Source organism: Peterkaempfera bronchialis (genome assembly GCF_003258605.2).
Lineage (GTDB): Bacteria > Actinomycetota > Actinomycetes > Streptomycetales > Streptomycetaceae > Peterkaempfera > Peterkaempfera bronchialis.
On the sequence record NZ_CP031264.1, the window covers coordinates 1 to 15,834 of the forward strand.

Here is a 15,834-nt window from a genome sequence, read left to right on the forward strand (position 1 = left end):
CTGCGGCCCTCGGCGTTGACGATGTGTCGCGGACTTCGGGTACTGGCCACACCCCCACCCCCGGGAGTCCTCCCCCGGTCCCGGCCGGTGGCCGGTTCAGCCTTGCCGTTGCTGGGCCGACGGCCCATCCGCCACCCCGGGGGCGGGGCCTGCGGCCCTCGGGGGGCACCGCTGGGCCCCCGGTCCCGTCCGAGCCTCACCGGCCCCGGTCGCGGGCCCTCACCAGCGACCCGGACAGCGGCCCCTGACGAGCCCTCAACCGAGAATCCCAGACCGCTTTCCTAGAGACGTTCGGCGCGTTTCCGACGGCACTTACCGGAACGCCGAACGGCCCTATCCTACCGATCCAAAAACGGGGGAATGACGCGAACACAAGCCGTTACGGCAACCGCCCTTACGGCCCTATCCGGCGACGCCCTAAGCCGGAATACGGATTCCCCTCCGCTGTCCTTTCAGGGCGAAATCCGAAAGCACCACACGGCGCGGCAGGCAGAAACCGCATTCCGGCGCGCAGGAAAGGGGCATACGGCCCCAGAACTGACACCACGGCCGCCCTTCCAGGTGCAGCCAGAAAATCCCACCAAGCGCCAACCCGGCAATCTTCGGAGCAGCACCACCAAACCGAACGCCGGGGCCCCGAACTGCTGCCCGAGCGCAGCCCCGCGACGTCCTGGACGGTGGCCGAGCCAGGCCAGCGCGACGGCCTGACGGCCGACCAGGACGCAGCCGTGCAGGCGTCGGGTGTCCTCACCTGGCTGGCCTCCTGACTTTCAGCACACGGCGGCCACTCTCCTTGGCCTCCCGCAGCTTGATCACCTCGGCAGGGTCCGGGTCGAGCAACTGCACAAGACTCTCTGCTCCGTGCTTCACGCTAAGCGCGTGCGCAAGGCCGACGAGGAGCTTCAGGTCCTCGTCGTTCTTGACCCCTCGCGCCACGGCCATCAGGTGGCGCAGCCGCTCGGGGACCGTGTCATCCGGTCTGACTCCGCACCACTGCTCGGCAACCATCTCCGCCACCCTGCGCTCCGGAACTTCCAGCGCCTTGGCCATGCGCGGGTACAGGCCCGGCTCCGGCGGGATCTTGATCTCGTTCCATCGCGCCTTGTTCCACCAGGTCACAGACGGTTTCAGGTCACAATCGACCGCCATCTCCTGGTAGGTCTTTCCCGCTTCGTTGAGGTGGGCCACCCGCTCGCTGAATACGTTCGCCATGGCGAGAGCATCAACTCAAAAATACGATCCGTCAACTTTCGATGATGACGCCTGCGGCCGTGCGCCCTCCACGAGCAGCCACCAGGCGGCCTGACGGCCACCCAGCCGCCCAACCGGAACAGCGGCGCCCAGCAGCCCCCGGACGGCGGCGCAGCACCGCCCAGACACAACAGGCCCGAAACGACCGCGCGGCCGAGACGGATGCACCAGCGGGACGGCCTGGCGGCCGACCAGAACGACGACCGGGCCCAGCGGCGGGCGAGCAGGCGGGCGCCGGGGAGGCGGGCATGGACAGCCGTTGCTCGCTTCTGGTTGTTGAGCTGCACACACCTACGGAGTGCGGAAAGTACGTCAGGGGCGGCGTGGGCCGTGGGCGGCTCGCGTAGTCAGGCCGGGCGCTGTCACCATCGCCTCATTGCACCGGGCCGACTCCCCGCCCGGCCACCCGTATCTCTCGTCTGGAGGCGCCACCATGCCCACCGAGTCCGCCCCCGGTGCCGAGCTTGAGCCGGTCCCGCCCGGCCCCGCTCGTCTTGGGGCCGGCGAGACCGCCGTCCTCATCACCGCGATCACCGCGGTGACCGTCCTGACCATCATGCAGCGCCCGATCCCCGGCATTCTGATCGCACTCACCTCGGTCCCCTGTCTGCTCCTCGTCCCTGGCCGCGTGGGCCGTCTGTTCGCCGCGCTCGCCACCAGCAACCGCGGATGACCACCTCCGCCCGACCCGCCGGCGCTCGCCCGTCGGCCGAGACTCAGGAACTGGCGGCGCTGCGCGGCTGGCTGCGTGGTGTGAAGCGCCGCATGACCTTCGAGGGCCTCGCGCGCCGGGCCAGCGGGAAGAAGCTGCCCATCTCCGAGTGCACCCTGCGCCGGGCGCTGGACGGCCGGCTGCCCACCCGCTACGCCGTTCTGGCGTTCGCCCGGGGCGCTGGCGCCGACGAGAAGACGGCCGAGCGGATGTGGGCTGCGGCCTCGGAGGCGGGCGCGAACCTGGTGGTACCCCGGGCCCGTCCACCACATGTGCCCGGCCGGATCACCACCCAGGCCGGACTGGCCCGGGCCCTGACCCGGCTGAAGTCGGACGCTCGCCTGAGCCTGCGTCAAATCGCTGCCGCCCCCGAGGCCGCTGGCCTGCTCACCCGTAGTTCCCTGCACAACGCCCTGACCGGTCGGCGGCTGCCCTCCGAGCAATGGCTGGCCGCCTTCACGGCCAGCTGCGCAGCCGGCAACGTTGCCGTCCTCGTAGCGCTCATTGATACCCGCCACCGGATCTTGGCCGGACCGCGCCCACCAGCGGTATATCCGTGCGAGATCGTCGAACTTGCCGACTCGCGGCGCCAACGCGACGAAGCCGCCCGCCCCTGGCTCGCCGAACCCGAGCTCGACTGGTACGACCAGCAGTTGCGCGACGAAGAAGAGGCCGAGTTCCAACGGCAGATCGCCTGGGTCGACGACCTCACCAAGGACGAACTCGACGAGCTCGCGCACGAGGCTCAGACCACAGCGCAGCAAAACGACAGGCCATCACTCGCCGATCTACTGAACCGCTACCGCGCCTGACCAATCCACCCCGACCAGCACCACCCGGCGCCGACCCCGCAGACCCGAACACCAACCCCGCCACCACCCCAATACCGCAAATCCGAACCGAATTCAGACCACCATCCGTCAACCAATCCAATAAAACGAACAGACGGAATTACTGACCGAATTCACCCCCGAATACAGGACCGCAACACCCGACCGCCCTCCAAGCCGCCCCACCATCACACGCAGTCACTGCCCCTCGGACAACACCCACCCCGTCGGCACCTCCAGCGGACACCAGAAAAGGTCCAGACAACTCGGCCTCCGTCCCCGTTCCACACCCGCCACAGCCAACAGGTCACACCTGACGGGCCCTCGCCGGGTAGAGCTTCGCGTGCAACACCCGCACCTCCCACCACGGATCGTCCGGAGTGGAGACCAACGCGGCCACCAGCTCGCGCCTGGTCGGGACAGGCAGCACCAACGGGCCCAAGTCCTCTGCGGCGCGGGCCTGTTCGCAGTCGGGACACTCCAGCCGGCCCGGCCGGGCCTCCTGGCGCAGCTCCAGCTTCGAGCCCTCCTTCCCACCGATCGAGCCCCGGCACGTCCAGCACGGGCGCAGCGCGGCGTTGGCCGTGCGGGCGGCCTCCAACCGTTCCTCGGCCTCCCGCTCCACTGGACGACACAGTCGAGCGGATGCGCGTCCTCGGAGCACAGATCTGTCCGACCCGACCGGTAGCGTCAAACGGTTGGCGCTGCATGTGTTCAACCGCGTCGGCCGATTGGAGATCCAGTGAGTTCGAGCCAGTACCGCAGCCAGCTGGAACGCAAACAGCGACAGCAGGCGGATGCCGTGGCCAAGGCCGCGGACTTGCGCAAGAAGGAAGCAGGCCACCGAGCCGACGCCGCCAAGGAACGTCAGGCAGCAAGCCGGACCAGTTCGCCCGGCACCTCGAAGACCAAGCTGAACCAGGCGACCAGGTCCGAGGAGAAGGCCAACGTGGCGGGCAAGAGCGCCGCAGAGGTGGAGAAGAAGGCAGCCGGGTTCGCCAAGGAAGCGGCAGGCCTTCTGGTCAAACTCGCGAAGGCCGAGGCGGGCGAGCGGGCAGCCGCGGACAGGCGTCGCGCGCAGGTGGAACGGGTGGCGCAGCAGGCGACGGTCGTACGGCAGGCCAGGGTGGATGCCCGGTTGGATGCAGCGGAGGCACAGGTGGAGGAAATCGCGCGGGAGTTCCGGGTGCCGAAGGCGGAGCCGCTACGGATCCTGATGCTGGGGGCGTCGAGCGAGAGTGACCCCCTACGGGTCGGGCGCGAGCAAAGCCGGATCCGGAACGCGGTGCGCAGCTCGCTGCATCGCGACCTGGTCGAGTTCGACGTGCGCGGGTCGGCGACGACTGCCGATCTGCTGGACGGGCTCACCGGGTTCCGGCCCCATGTGGTCCACTTCACCGGGCACAGCGCGGAGCATCTGCTGGTCTTCGAGCAAGACGTCGACGCGCCCAACGACGGGCTTGTGGTCTCGGCCGGGGCGTTCGGCCGGGCGCTGGCGGCCACCGACAACCCGCCGCTGCTGGTCGTCCTGAACTCCTGCAGCTCGGCACCCCAGGCGCAGCGGCTGGTGGACCAGGAGGTGGTTCCGTTCGCGATCGGGATGTCCGACACCATCGGCGATCTCGACGCGATCAGCTACGCGGCGCAGCTCTACGCGGCCATCGCCAACGGGCAGTCCATCACGAGTGCCAGCGCCTCCGGGCAGGTTGCGGTCGAGATGGCCGGCCTGGATGACCACGATCTGCCCACGCTGTTCCATGCGCCTGACGCCGACCCGCGCGCCGCTGTCCTGGTCAAGCCTCCGGCGGCACAGCCAGTCCAGTGACACGCTGCTGAACAGCGAGGTGGCGGCCCACCGTGTGGTGGGCCGCCACCTCGCTGTTCAGCATCAGAATGCTCCGCTCATCAGCTGCGCAGCGTCAATCTGTGGGCTCTGTCGAGTTCGGGCCCACCCAGAGCGAGACCATCGGAATCTCCTCTGTAGTGCTTACCCCTGGTCCCCACCCTCCGATCACAGTGACCCCTGGGGTGTGCTGGAGCGGTCCGTCGAAGAAGCCGCACCGTATGCCGAAGTACAGGCGGTGGTCCATTTTCTCGCGCTCGAAGTACAGCAGCTGAGCATCCTGGAGGAACTGGTACCGATCGCGCATTTTCTGTTCGTCGGTGCCGGTGAAAATGGCCACGTTGAGTCGCGCGGTGCCCTGGCCGGGGGCCGGGACCACGTAGTCGATGTTGGTCGTGGTCGCTTCGAGTCCCCGTTCCAGCAGCGGAAGTTCCGCAAGGTCGAAGCAGACGATGGACGCGACGTGGCCGCCGGCCGGATCGTCCAGGGGAAGGCCGTGTACGGCGGGAAGGCGGTTCCGCGGGCGGCGGGGCCCGACGTAGACGTGGGTCTGCCCGGTGTGGTGCAGGGAGATCTTCGCCTCGTCGAACACGGCGTTGACCTCGCGGTCGGCGGTTACCGTCATGTCGGCGCCCAGGGGGACTGCCTGCGTCACCGCACCCTTCGCCGTCCATCCCTGCCCGAGGAAGGGGCGAATGTAGAGGCTGGCGTCACCCGGATTGTTGGAGCGGGCCCAAGACAGGTGCGCCACCTTGGCGAGCCCGTCGTCGCGTTGGGCAATGATGTGGACCGTCTCAAGACCGTGGTCGGTACCGGGCTGCGGCTGCGCTGTCACGGCCGACACGATAGGCCGCGAAGCCCTTGCACGGCCCCCGATTTTCGGCGGCGGTCTCATTGCGGCGCGCTCGATCGGTCAGCGGCCCGCAGGTCCCGTGGTCAGAACCGGCTGCGCTGTACGACAGGCCGGGCCAGCGGGGGCTGCTCGGTGCCGCGCAGCGCGAGGGCCGCGGTACGGGTGCGCTCCAGCCAGCTCATGACCTGGCGCAGCGTGGCGGGGTCGAGGTGCCGTGTGAGGTCGCGGACGGCCTGGTGGTCGTCGTCGGTCAGCATGTAGAGGCCGGCGCGGTCGAGAGCGGTGTAGAGGGGCTGGGCTGCGGTGCCGCCGAGTCGGCGGTGGGCGGTGTCGGTGATCTGGCGAGCCTGGTGGGCGGCCTCGCGGGCGCATTCGGCGACGTCCTGCCGGTGGCCTCCCGGCGCAGTGCGTGCTGGAGGGCGGTGTCGTGGTCGGGGTCGTAGCGCTCGGCCCGGGTGGCGGCGGTGTGGTCGCGGACGCGCTGCCACTCGGCGCAGGTATCGGCCGCGGTGGCGTAGGCGCTCTCGTCTCCGGCGTCGGCGTGCCGGTCGGCGACGCGCTCGTCGTCCCGGGCCCGGTGCAGGGTCTGCTGGATGGTCTCCAGGGTCATCCCGGCCGCCTGGCGGCGGACCCGGGCGCGGACGGCGCCGAGCAGGGCGTGCTCCTGGTCGTCGGGCTCGTCCTCGCCCTCCTCGGCGAACGGGTCGCACTGGTCGGCCTTGGCGGGGTGCTGGGCGAGGGCGGCGTGCAAAGTCGCACCGGCCTTCCACGCTTCGGCGTGCACGACGGGTTCCGTCACAGCGAGGCCTGGGCGGGCGCTGCCGACGATCCGGCCCTCGACCAGGGCCACCCAGCCGTCCAAGCCCTCGACGTCCTTCTCCACCCAGCCGCGGGCCAGGCTGGCGCCGTGGTGGAGGGTGCGGATGCCGTCGTAGCCGCTCCAGCGCAGCCACATCGCGCCGCGCACCAGCGGGGAGTCCAGGATCGGGCGGCCCAGATCCCGGTCGGCGGGCGCGGGCCGGCTGCTGCATGGGGCCAGCTCCAGCCGTTCAGGCGCGGCGGCGCGGGCCGGTTCGGGGCGGGTGGTGTCGGTCATCGCGCAGTACCTCCGGAAGTCGGGAACGAGGTGCGACAGCCGTCCCGGCCTGGTGGGCCGAGACCGCGGGGGCGTGCGGTGCAGGTCAGTCGGTGACGGTCTCGGCGTACCGGGTGAGCGCGTCCAGGAGCGCGGCCTGGTGGTCGGTCAGCTTGCCCTCGGTGCGGGCCTTGTCCTGCTTGCGCAGCCAGGTGCCGGGCCGGAACGTCGGGTCGTCGGCGGCTCCGGTGCGGTTGGCGGGGCCGTCGAGGGTTCCGCCGGCGGCGAGGTAGGCGAGCAGGCGGCGGTAGGAGCGATTCCAGTCCGGGTCCAGGCGCCACAGCTCGTCCAGCGCGTCGAGCTTGGCGACCTGGTCGGTGGTGAGGCTCGCGGCCTTGCGCTGGCGGCGCATCCAGGCGCCGACCGCGTAGTCGTCGAGCTTCGCGGTCGCCGGGATCGCCAGGTGGCCGTGCTGGCGGTGGAACGCGGCGGCGTACGCGTAGCCGCGTTCCCAGGCGTTGGCGTTCTTCGACCAGATCATGCCGAGCGCGTCCAGCTCGCTGACCCGGGCGGCATCGAGCAGGCCCTGGCCGTTCAGGTGGCGCTGGCGGGTGAGCCAGGAGATCAGCTCGGCGTGCTTGGCCTTGTCGGTGGGGTCGAGGTGGCCGTGCTGCAGGTGGAACACGGCGGCGACCGCGTGCATCCGCTGCCATTCGACTGCCCGGGGGTTGAACGCCCGCAGCTTGACGGTCTGGAGGATCTTCGCGGCGTGCTGGCAGGCGTTGATCCGCAGCCACTCGATCGGCGACTCGGCCAGTACTGGCGGCTGCTCCCCCTCGCTGCCGGGCTCGGCGGCCTCGGCCGGCTTGGCCGCGGTGGTGTGCGCGGCGGGCTGCGAACGCGCGCCGCGCAGCTCGGTGAGCCGGCCGACCACCCGGGCGTCGTGCGCCGCGAGGGCGCGCAGGACCCGCCAGATCGTACGGAAGGAGGATGCCTCGATCTCGGCATCGGCCTCAGCCTTCACGGCCTCGCCCGCGTCGTGGACCTCGGCCGGGTCCGCGGCCGCCGTGTCGTCGCCCACCTCCGGGGTGGGCAGGTACACCGGGATGATGACCCAGGACACCTTGCCCTGCCGGTAGGACTGGCGCAGCGCCCTGCCCACCGCCTGGACGATGTCGATTACGCTCGACTTCGGATCCGCGAAGCACACGGCATCCACTGCTCTGACGTCGATTCCTTCCGACAGGAGCCGAGCGTTGCAGAGGATCCCGCACTCTTCTCCGTCGTCGCCGGTGTGGGCCTTGAACTCGGTGAAGGCGGCGCGGCGGTCCTTGAGGCGGTCGGTGCCCGCCACCGCCTTCGCCCAGATGCGCTCCGGACGGTCCTTGTCCTCCAGCAGCTGGGAGGCGTCCAGCAGGCTGGCGGCGAACTCTCGCGCCGCGCTGACGCGGGAGTGGAAGGTGATGACCCGGCGCAGGCCGAGGTCGGCGACCGCGCGCAGCACCGCGATCTGCAACGCGAGGCGCAGCAGTTCCTCGTTGCTGCGCTGGGAGCGCAGGTCGGCGACGGCGGGCAGGTTCAGCAGCTCGCGCAGGTCCTCGTCCGTCACCACCGGCACCAGGACGCGGTAGTCGGCGAGGTAGCCGTGCTCGATTCCCTGGCCGAGGGTCCAGGTGAAGCAGGTCTTGCCGTAGATGGCCTCCGAGTCCATGGAGCACAGGACGGGCAGCTTCTCCGCGCCCTCGGCGTCGGCGAGGTCGGCCAGGCCGTCCTTCGCCCGCCGGTCGTCCGCGATCCTGGGGGTCGCGGTGAAGTACAGCCGGCGCTTCGCCGGGACCTGGGCGTCGTCGTGGATCGCGGCCCACGCCTTCCCCTCGGCACCGGCCGTACGGTGGGCCTCGTCGATGACCACCAGGTCCCAGGTCGGCAGGCGGAAGTCGCGGTGGGCCTGGACGATGCGCTCCAGCGAGGCGTAGGTGGCGTACACGGTGACCGGCTCGTCGGCCTTCTCCTTGGCGACCAGGTCGGCGATCCGGGCCGCCTGCGTGGTCACCTGGGCGTGGACGCGCCCGCCGGCCTCCGCGCTCTCCAGCGCCTCCTCGCGCGAACAGGCCGCGATGGCCAGGCCGCGGCGGCCGCCCCGCAGCGACCAGGCTTCGGCGGTCTGCTCCAGCAGCTCGATCGTCGGCACCAGCACCAGCACCCGTCCGCGCGCGACCAGGCGCCGGGCACACCCGGCCGCGATGAGGGTCTTGCCGGAGCCGGTCGCCGCGATGACGGTGGCGCGGCCGCCGTCCTTCACCTCGCGCACCGCGGCCGCCACCGCGTCCTTCTGGAACCAGTGCAGCGGCAGCGGGTTCACCGTGGCGGTGCCGGACGGCTGCGCGGGGACCGGCTGGGCGGCTGCGGCGCGGAACGCGGCCGGTACGTCCTGCTCGGCGGTGGCGGTGGTGGTCTCCACGGCGGCGGTTTCTCCTTCGGATGCTGAGACGGCGGGGCCGGTACGGGTGGTGCTGTGGAAGGGTCGGTGCGGGCGGCTTCTCCCCGGGGCCAGGTCATGGTTGGGGAGAGGCCGCCCGCACTACTGCTGGTCCTCGGGGATCCAGCCGCGGACCTCGAGGTAGGCGATGTCGGCGTCCTCGACCGCGCGGCCGGTCTCCACCAGCCACTCCCGCATCGCCTCGGTCACGTCGCCGTGGTGCTCGGCGACCCGCTGGGACCACTCGGCGGCGTCGAACCCGCCGGTGGAGGCGGAGCCGTAGGTGCGCTCCTCGGTGCCGTCCGCGCGGGGGATGAACCCGCGCCGCACGCCGCCGGAGTCCTTCTCCGACCCGGCCGAGTAGACGTACTGGTTGGCCTTCATCCGCACGGTGAAGGCGAGGCGGCCGCCGGCCTGGCCGGTCTCGTGGACAACCGGGGCGAGGTGGGAGGCACCGGACTTGATGGCCTGCTTGCCCGCGCGGCCGGCCATCGACTCGCCTGGCTTGCCGACCGTGTCCTTGCCCCGCACCCGGGCCTTCTGGCCCGCCTTGGTGGTGCGGCGCTTCGTGTTCGCCTCCGCGATCCCGGACAGCGCCTCGGTGTCGCGCTCGCCGCCGCGCACCGCGCGCACGACCTGGCGCAGCGCGCCGACGAACGCCTTGCCCTTGCCCTTGGTGAAGAACTGGCTCACCAGCGAGGTGTCCCGGCCGAGCATCTTGGCGACCTGGCGCTTGCTGTAGCCCTGGTCCAGCAGCTCCTGGGTCAGCCTCGCGGCCTCGTTCGGCTGGTTCGGGTCGGCCGGGCTCACTGGTCAGCTCCCTTCGCGGCGAGTTCGGCGCGGCCCAGGCCGCGCAGCTTCAGGTACTCCTCCTGGCTGGTCGGGTGCTCGACGGGGCCGGTGAGGTGGCCCTTGAGAAGGTAGTCGCCCGGCTCGCCCCGGTAGGGCCACATCTGGCGCTCCGTCAAGGCGATGCCGTCGGTGCCGAAGTACACGACGCTGCCCGGCTTGGCGTGCAGGGCCCCGGCGTAGCCGATGACCTCCTTGCCCTGGCGGTACTTCATGTCCAGCAGCGCCGCCCGGGCCCCCGACCACACGTAGGCCGCCCACTCGGGGTGGGCGTACGGGTCGCGGGAGAAGCCGGCCTGCCGCTGCCACGTCACCACGCTCTCGTCCTGGCCCAGGATCTCCACCCCGGTCGGCAGCGCCTCGCCGATCGGCGTGGTGCCGGAGACCAGGCGCGGGCGCTGCGCGAAACCGCCGAGGCCGAACAGCAGCACCGAGCGAACGGCGCGGGAGGCGAGGTACGCGGCGGTGCGCTGGCGCTCGTCGCCGTGCAGCTTCGACAGATTGGTCAGGTCCGCCCAGGCCGCCTTCAACCGCTTGCCCCACTCGTCCAGCGGCTTGCCGTCCTCGAACAGCAGGCCGCCGAGGACCTCGATCCGCCAGGGAGCGAGGTGGTTCGACAGCGCGAGGTGGATCTCCGCGCCGCCCGCCCACGTCACGAAGGTCTCCCCCGGCGTCGAGGGGTAGACCCAGGCGCGGTCCCCGGTCACCGGGGCCGGGAGCAGGCCGACGTGGTTCCACCCGGCCGGGACGGTCACCCGCACGTTCCAGTGCGAGCACGACATCAGCGCCTTCGTCTGCTCGACCTCGCTCATCGCGGCGAACGCGGCCGCGGTGATCCGGCGCGGGGTACCCACCGGGGACTTCCACAGGTGCTTGGCGTAGGCGAAGGTGCGGTCGTACTCCACCAGCGCCGGGAGCTGCTCCGGCACCCGCGGCGGCAGGATCAACTCGGTGCGGCCCTGCCCACCGGTCGCGTGCAGCAGCCCGCGCAGCTCCTCGGACAGGACCGGGTAGCCGCCCGCCCACTTGCCCGTGGTGGGGATGGTGCGCGACCACAGGTCCCGGCCGGTCTGCGACGGGGAACCCATGAGCACCGCGTCGTCCCAGTGACGGCGCAGCGCCTGCCACAACAGCGTGAACGCCTGACGGCAGGTCACCACGTCCGCGCCGTCCGGGTCGAACCACTCCCCCATGCTCCGGATCTCGGTGCTGCCGCTGTCCGGCGCGCTCGCGGGGGCGTAGCGGCCCACCGGCTGGCGCTGGTGGACGAAGTGCCCGGCGAGCTTGTCCCGGCCCGACCCGACGGCGGTGGTCCACCGCTCGGACGGGGCGTTCAGCCAGGCGGCGACCGCGTCCTTGAGCGTGGAGTAACGCTCGGCGCCGTCGTGCCACGGCGCACCGGCGGTGATGTAGACCCGCTCGGTGCCGGGGGCGGTGGCCTGGACGGCGTCCAGGATCTCGCCCGGGGTGCGGGCGCCGAGGTCGACCCGGACGACCTGGTCGCGGATCGCGAGCATCCCGGCGGCCGCGTCCAGGAACACCGTGGCGCGGGCCTGCTGCGTGAAATTGGGGCGCTTGGAGACCAGGCCCGTGGTGACAGCCTCGAACCGCGCACCCGCCGGACCCTCGGGAAGGGTGGGCAGCTCACGCGGACCGGCCTCGACCACCGGACGCGGCGCGGCAGCGACCGGCGCGACCGGATGCTGCCCAATGGCGCCGGGGATCGATGTAGTGGTGCGGTCGGAGGCTGCCTGTACGCCGGGTTCTGTCTCCCCGGGGGCCGATGTGGCCGATCCTGTCTGCAGCACGGCGAGCTGCTCGGCGCCGACCTGGTCCTCGACCTCGGTCGGCGCCTCGGTCACCGGGACGGCCGGGGCCAACTGCTCGACGGCAGGGGCCGGGCGCGTCAGCGTCGGGGCGACCGCAACGGCAGGCTCGGCCTCCGGCACCTCGGGCGCCGGAGTCGGGGCGGCGGCCTGGCCGTCGGCCTTGGCGGCGCGAACGGCGGCCGGGGTCGGGTCCAGCAACGGGGCGATCCGCACGACGTCACCCACCGACAGACCCGAGGCCTTCGCGATGGCCGGCGCTTGGGCGCCCTCGTACCCCGCCAGGCCGGCAACCCGGCGCGCACGCCGGTCGGTCAGCTTGTCCAGCTCCTTCTGCGCGGCCGCGACCGTCTTCTCGGCGGCCGTGATCTCGATGCGCAGCTCGCGCAGACCGGCGAGCTCGGCGGTGTACGTCTTACGGTCCATCAGCGGGTCACTCCCCCTCGGTGGCGGGCTGGTCGGCGGTGGTCGTGGTGGGGACGTAGGCGATCGGGCCGCCGGAGACGGACGGCAGGCGGGTGCCCAGCAGCAAGCCCGCCAGCCGGGCGTACTCCGGGTCGGTCGGGTCTGCGGTGTTGGCGGGAGCAGTGAGGTCGGTCAGGTAGCCGGCCAGCCGTGCCTTCGGGAAGCGGTAGCGCCCGGTGGTACCGACGGTGCCGTCGGCCTCCCACTCCTGAATGCCGGTCAGTACCGCGACGACGAACCCGGCGACCGTCACCGGCAGCACGGCGCCGGCCGCGACCCGGGCCGGGTCGCACCGCCACCAGCCGGACAGCGCGGCCAGCAGCTGCGCCTGGTCCAGTGCGGTGCCGAAGCCGATCCAGTCGCGGTCCGGCTCGTCCACCCGGGCCGGGGCGTCCGAGCGCAGCACCGCCACCTCGGGCGTGCCGAACACGGTCAGGTCGGCGGCCGGGCGGGCCTGCAACTGCTGGAGAGCGGCCAGCGGGAACACCTGCCGACCGGTGTCGCGCACGCCGGGGACCACCCCCGTGGCCATCAGTTTCTTCACCGTCGGGATCGAGCACCCCAGGGCCGTCCCGGCTTGACCGGTCGTCACGAACACACCCACACCCTCCACGCCTATTGATCTAACTTGAAACGCTAGGGCGACTCTACGCCTCCCCACCGACACTTTCCACGCCTTTTTAGTAAGCCGTACAAGCATGCCCAGTGAGGTGATCCGCCCCGGTTTGTCAATACCTGGTGGGACCGTGATCGGTTACCAACCCCGGAAGGAGGTGAAGAAGATGACTCCTCGCCAGCAGAAAGCCACGGTGCTCCGCAGTGCGGCCCCTTGGTCGACACCTACGTGCTCGGCAACCTCGCCAAGGGCCAGGCGCGCGTGCCCGGCCTCAACGCGACCCAGCTCACCGCGCTGAGCGCGGACATCGCGTTCGCTATGCGCAACGCTGAACAGTTCTACTCGGTCCCGGTCCTACTGCGCGCCGACCTCCGGGTGGAACGGGAACGGGCCCGCAGCAGCACCGGGCCACAGGTTGTTCCACCACCGGGTCTGCGGCGTAGCACCAAGGTTCGGTACGGAATTTGGCGAACCGCCGGTCGCCGACTCCCCACCGGTACTCAGTGCCGGCGCGGAACGCTGCAGCCAGTTCACGCAGGGTCAGGACGCCACCGTTGCGCAGGCGCAGCTGCCGCGCCATGGCGGGGTAGCCCACCTCTGCCGGGGACACGGTGAGCAGCAGTCCGTTCCCGGCGGCACGGACATCGAGGTGTACCAGCCACAGGTCGGCGCGCACGGCGCTGCCGAACCGCTCGGCCTGCGGCTGCCTCTCCCCCTGCAGTCGACTCTCCCTGCTCGCCTTAGCCTTGTCGTCCTTGTCGTCCTTGTCGTCCTTGCGGGGCTTGGCCCCTGCCATGGCCGTCCTTGGGATACCTCATGGTGGCGGACCGCTCTGCCAGGCCGCGCCATGTCCGCCTGGACAACGCCCCCTGGCCGCACTCGGACACACCGGAAAACGACCTGTCCCTCCAGCCGCAGCGGCCGGTCGCAAGTAGGCCGAGTCCCGGCGATGGCGGCTTCATCAGTTGGAGCACCGTGGTGGGCGGACGGAGGACTTACCGGTCGGCACCTGGCATACGGGATGCAGCGGCTGCCGGACGGCGAGCCCGACAGCCGGCGAACCGTCAGCCGAGCCACCCCGGGGGAATGAGGGCGTTTCGGTTCCCGTCCTCGTCGGGGCGCCAGTTGGCGATGACCGCGTCCTGGAACCAGCTGTCGGGCAGGTTGGCGTGATCGCTGACGATGATCTGGAGGCTGCCCTCGTTGAGTTGTGCCACCTCGTTGAGGAGGGTGAAGTAGGCGGTGACGGTGGCCCAGTCGGCGTCCTGGATCTTTGAGGCGTCGCGCGGCCTCTCGGGGAAGAACGCCTGAGTGGGCTGGTCGAGCATGAGGAAACCGGGTACCGGCCGGTCGTTGCGCCGCAGATAGGTGTGCAGGGCAAGATGGGCCACAAGGTGGTAGCCAATCCAGTTCTTGGCACTGCCGATCCGGGTGAGGGGCAGTCGGCCGGCCGGGCGCCTGACGACGACGTTGAGCAGGTTGAGACTGATGCTCACCTCTGTCGCGTCTGCGGCCTGTCCGAGGTCGAGGCGTTTCGCCCACGCCGTCATGTCGGTGGCGATAGCGGCCAGGCAGCGTTCAGTCTCGGCGGCCACGTCGTCCTCATCCGCGAGGACTTGGAGCGCGGCGGTCTGTTCCTCGGCCAAAGCCAGGTTGTGGCGCAGCCTGCTGATGTCGCTGTCCGAACCAGTACGGGTGAGGGCTTCGGCGATCCGTCCCTGGACGTGCGCGATGCGGAGGTTCTGTTCCTGCAGGTTGCGCATCCGTTCGTCGCTGGCCATCAGTTCTCGCAGTTGCACTCCGTTGAGCCGCAGGCGTTCGGCGACGCCGTCGCGTTCGGCCCGCAAAGTGCGCCGGTGCTCTTCACGAACGGGCTGCAGAGTCTGCGCGTGGGCAAGTTCCTCGGCCAGGTGGCCGGTGAGTTCGGCGATGTCCTGGGCCGACGGGTCGGGTTGCGGAAGAGGCTGGGTACACATCGGGCAGATGCTCGTGTCGTGCTGGTGCTCGGGGCCGAGCAGGGCGAGCGTCTTGAGGCGGTCAAGCTGGAGGTGGAGTTCCCCGGTGAAGGCGCGCCCCTGCTGCTGCCATCGGTCGACTGCCGCCAGGGCCTCGTCGTACTCCTGGAGCTGATCGCGCAGCGTGCGGCGTTCGTCGTTCAGTCCCTGACGCCGGTCGGACAGGTTGAGCGGTGCTGCGGTTCGCGGCGAGGCGGCCAGTGCCTGCTGCAGAAGATCGACGACCTGGGTGGTGTTCGGTGCGGCGGGAACGTCGGTGAGCAGTCCCTCATTCTGCGCGAGGCGCACCAAGGCGAGCCCGTTGGCCTCGGTTGCGGCTTGGTGGCGCAGGGCGTCGTCGTACTTGCGTTGCGCCGCACGCTGGGCACGGGCCGCTTCCGTGAGGTGGTGGCGCCGCAGGGCTTGTTCGGGGCCCGCGGCCCCGAGGAAGTAAGGCAGCGTGTCTTTGAGCGTCTGCGTCATTCCAGTTTCGGTCTGCCGGTGGAACAGCGCTTTCTTATCGGCGATCTCGTTCTGGTTCTGGAAGCAGAGCAGGGCCGCGTGGGCGATCGAGACGTCGAAGGCATTCCGCCCGGCGCCGGCAGGTGGCTGGAAGCGGAAGTCCTCGATCCCGAGCCTGGCACTGACCTCACTGCGCAGAGCCGCCACGTTGGAGTTGGGGACGAGTTCGCCGATCGCGGGGACATCGAGTCGGCTGTCGCCGGTCTGCACCATGGCGTGGAGTGTGGAGGCGCCGACGGGACGGGGCCGGGCCAGGACCATGCGGCTCCCGTCGCCGAAGACGACGAGGAGTGCGTACCAGCCGACGGTCTGGTCGATCGGCTCGTCGGGCAGGTTCGGTGTCCTTCGTCCGAGGCAGTAGTCGACGATGTCGAGCACCTCGGACTTCCCGGTCTCGGACTCACCCGTGATGATGTTCAGCGCCCCGGGACGGAAACGCAGGACTCTCGGGGCTGTCCCGCCGTCTCGGTGGTACATGGCCAGGGCGAGCAGCTGCATGGCGGTTCCAGAACTCCTTGT

At 70.8% G+C, this 15,834-nt stretch carries 14 protein-coding genes; 3 read left to right on the forward strand and 11 right to left on the reverse strand.

Annotation, left to right across the window (positions count from 1 at the left end; all coding sequences use genetic code 11):
* Positions 1-747: 747 nt before the first annotated feature.
* A complete protein-coding gene (locus C7M71_RS00005; RefSeq protein WP_111489427.1) occupies positions 748-1,212 on the reverse strand; it encodes a hypothetical protein in 465 nt (154 codons plus the stop codon).
* 472 nt (positions 1,213-1,684) lie between these two features.
* On the opposite strand from C7M71_RS00005, the gene C7M71_RS00010 reads away from it, so the two are divergent.
* A complete protein-coding gene (locus tag C7M71_RS00010) occupies positions 1,685-1,924 on the forward strand; it encodes a hypothetical protein (protein WP_111489426.1) in 240 nt (79 codons plus the stop codon).
* On the forward strand, positions 1,921-2,775 hold the full coding sequence (locus C7M71_RS00015; RefSeq protein ID WP_111489425.1) for a hypothetical protein: 855 nt from the start codon (positions 1,921-1,923) through the stop codon (positions 2,773-2,775). Before C7M71_RS00010 ends, C7M71_RS00015 begins: the two co-directional genes overlap by 4 nt.
* A gap of 325 nt (positions 2,776-3,100) precedes the next feature.
* On the opposite strand, the gene C7M71_RS00020 is transcribed toward C7M71_RS00015, so the two are convergent.
* Positions 3,101-3,418 (reverse strand): hypothetical protein, encoded by a 318-nt coding sequence (locus C7M71_RS00020; RefSeq protein WP_111489424.1) that lies wholly within the window; start codon positions 3,416-3,418, stop codon positions 3,101-3,103.
* A gap of 117 nt (positions 3,419-3,535) precedes the next feature.
* Between C7M71_RS00020 and C7M71_RS00025 the strand changes: the two genes are divergently transcribed.
* Complete coding sequence (locus C7M71_RS00025; RefSeq protein ID WP_111489423.1) at positions 3,536-4,618, forward strand: CHAT domain-containing protein; 1,083 nt, start codon at positions 3,536-3,538, stop codon at positions 4,616-4,618.
* Positions 4,619-4,712: 94 nt separating this feature from the next.
* On the opposite strand, the gene C7M71_RS00030 is transcribed toward C7M71_RS00025, so the two are convergent.
* The 9 genes from C7M71_RS00030 to C7M71_RS00060 all read right to left on the reverse strand — a co-directional run bounded on the left by C7M71_RS00030 (position 4,713) and on the right by C7M71_RS00060 (position 15,813).
* The gene (locus tag C7M71_RS00030) at positions 4,713-5,471 is read right to left on the reverse strand and encodes a hypothetical protein (RefSeq protein WP_162824073.1); all 759 of its coding nucleotides are present in this window, start codon (positions 5,469-5,471) and stop codon (positions 4,713-4,715) included.
* A 101-nt stretch (positions 5,472-5,572) separates the two neighbouring features.
* The gene (locus tag C7M71_RS30410; RefSeq protein ID WP_162824074.1) at positions 5,573-5,746 is read right to left on the reverse strand and encodes a hypothetical protein; all 174 of its coding nucleotides are present in this window, start codon (positions 5,744-5,746) and stop codon (positions 5,573-5,575) included.
* On the reverse strand, positions 5,740-6,585 hold the full coding sequence (locus C7M71_RS00035) for a hypothetical protein (RefSeq protein WP_111489421.1): 846 nt from the start codon (positions 6,583-6,585) through the stop codon (positions 5,740-5,742). The genes C7M71_RS30410 and C7M71_RS00035 overlap by 7 nt, the downstream gene beginning before the upstream one ends.
* An 85-nt stretch (positions 6,586-6,670) precedes the next feature.
* Complete coding sequence (locus tag C7M71_RS00040; RefSeq protein ID WP_111489420.1) at positions 6,671-9,025, reverse strand: DEAD/DEAH box helicase; 2,355 nt, start codon at positions 9,023-9,025, stop codon at positions 6,671-6,673.
* 120 nt (positions 9,026-9,145) lie between these two features.
* Positions 9,146-9,853, reverse strand: coding sequence for a helix-turn-helix domain containing protein (locus C7M71_RS00045; protein WP_111489419.1), 708 nt, complete (start codon positions 9,851-9,853; stop codon positions 9,146-9,148).
* Positions 9,850-12,144 carry a hypothetical protein gene (locus C7M71_RS00050; protein WP_111489418.1) on the reverse strand — a complete coding sequence of 765 codons (2,295 nt, stop codon included), beginning with the start codon at positions 12,142-12,144 and terminating at the stop codon, positions 9,850-9,852. The genes C7M71_RS00045 and C7M71_RS00050 overlap by 4 nt, the downstream gene beginning before the upstream one ends.
* Positions 12,145-12,151: 7 nt before the next feature.
* Positions 12,152-12,727 (reverse strand): DNA-binding protein, encoded by a 576-nt coding sequence (locus tag C7M71_RS31170; RefSeq protein WP_229758420.1) that lies wholly within the window; start codon positions 12,725-12,727, stop codon positions 12,152-12,154.
* A 388-nt stretch (positions 12,728-13,115) separates the two neighbouring features.
* Positions 13,116-13,595, reverse strand: coding sequence for a hypothetical protein (locus tag C7M71_RS30415; protein ID WP_162824075.1), 480 nt, complete (start codon positions 13,593-13,595; stop codon positions 13,116-13,118).
* Positions 13,596-13,863: 268 nt separating this feature from the next.
* The gene (locus tag C7M71_RS00060) at positions 13,864-15,813 is read right to left on the reverse strand and encodes a DUF3732 domain-containing protein (protein WP_111489417.1); all 1,950 of its coding nucleotides are present in this window, start codon (positions 15,811-15,813) and stop codon (positions 13,864-13,866) included.
* Positions 15,814-15,834 lie beyond the last annotated feature (21 nt).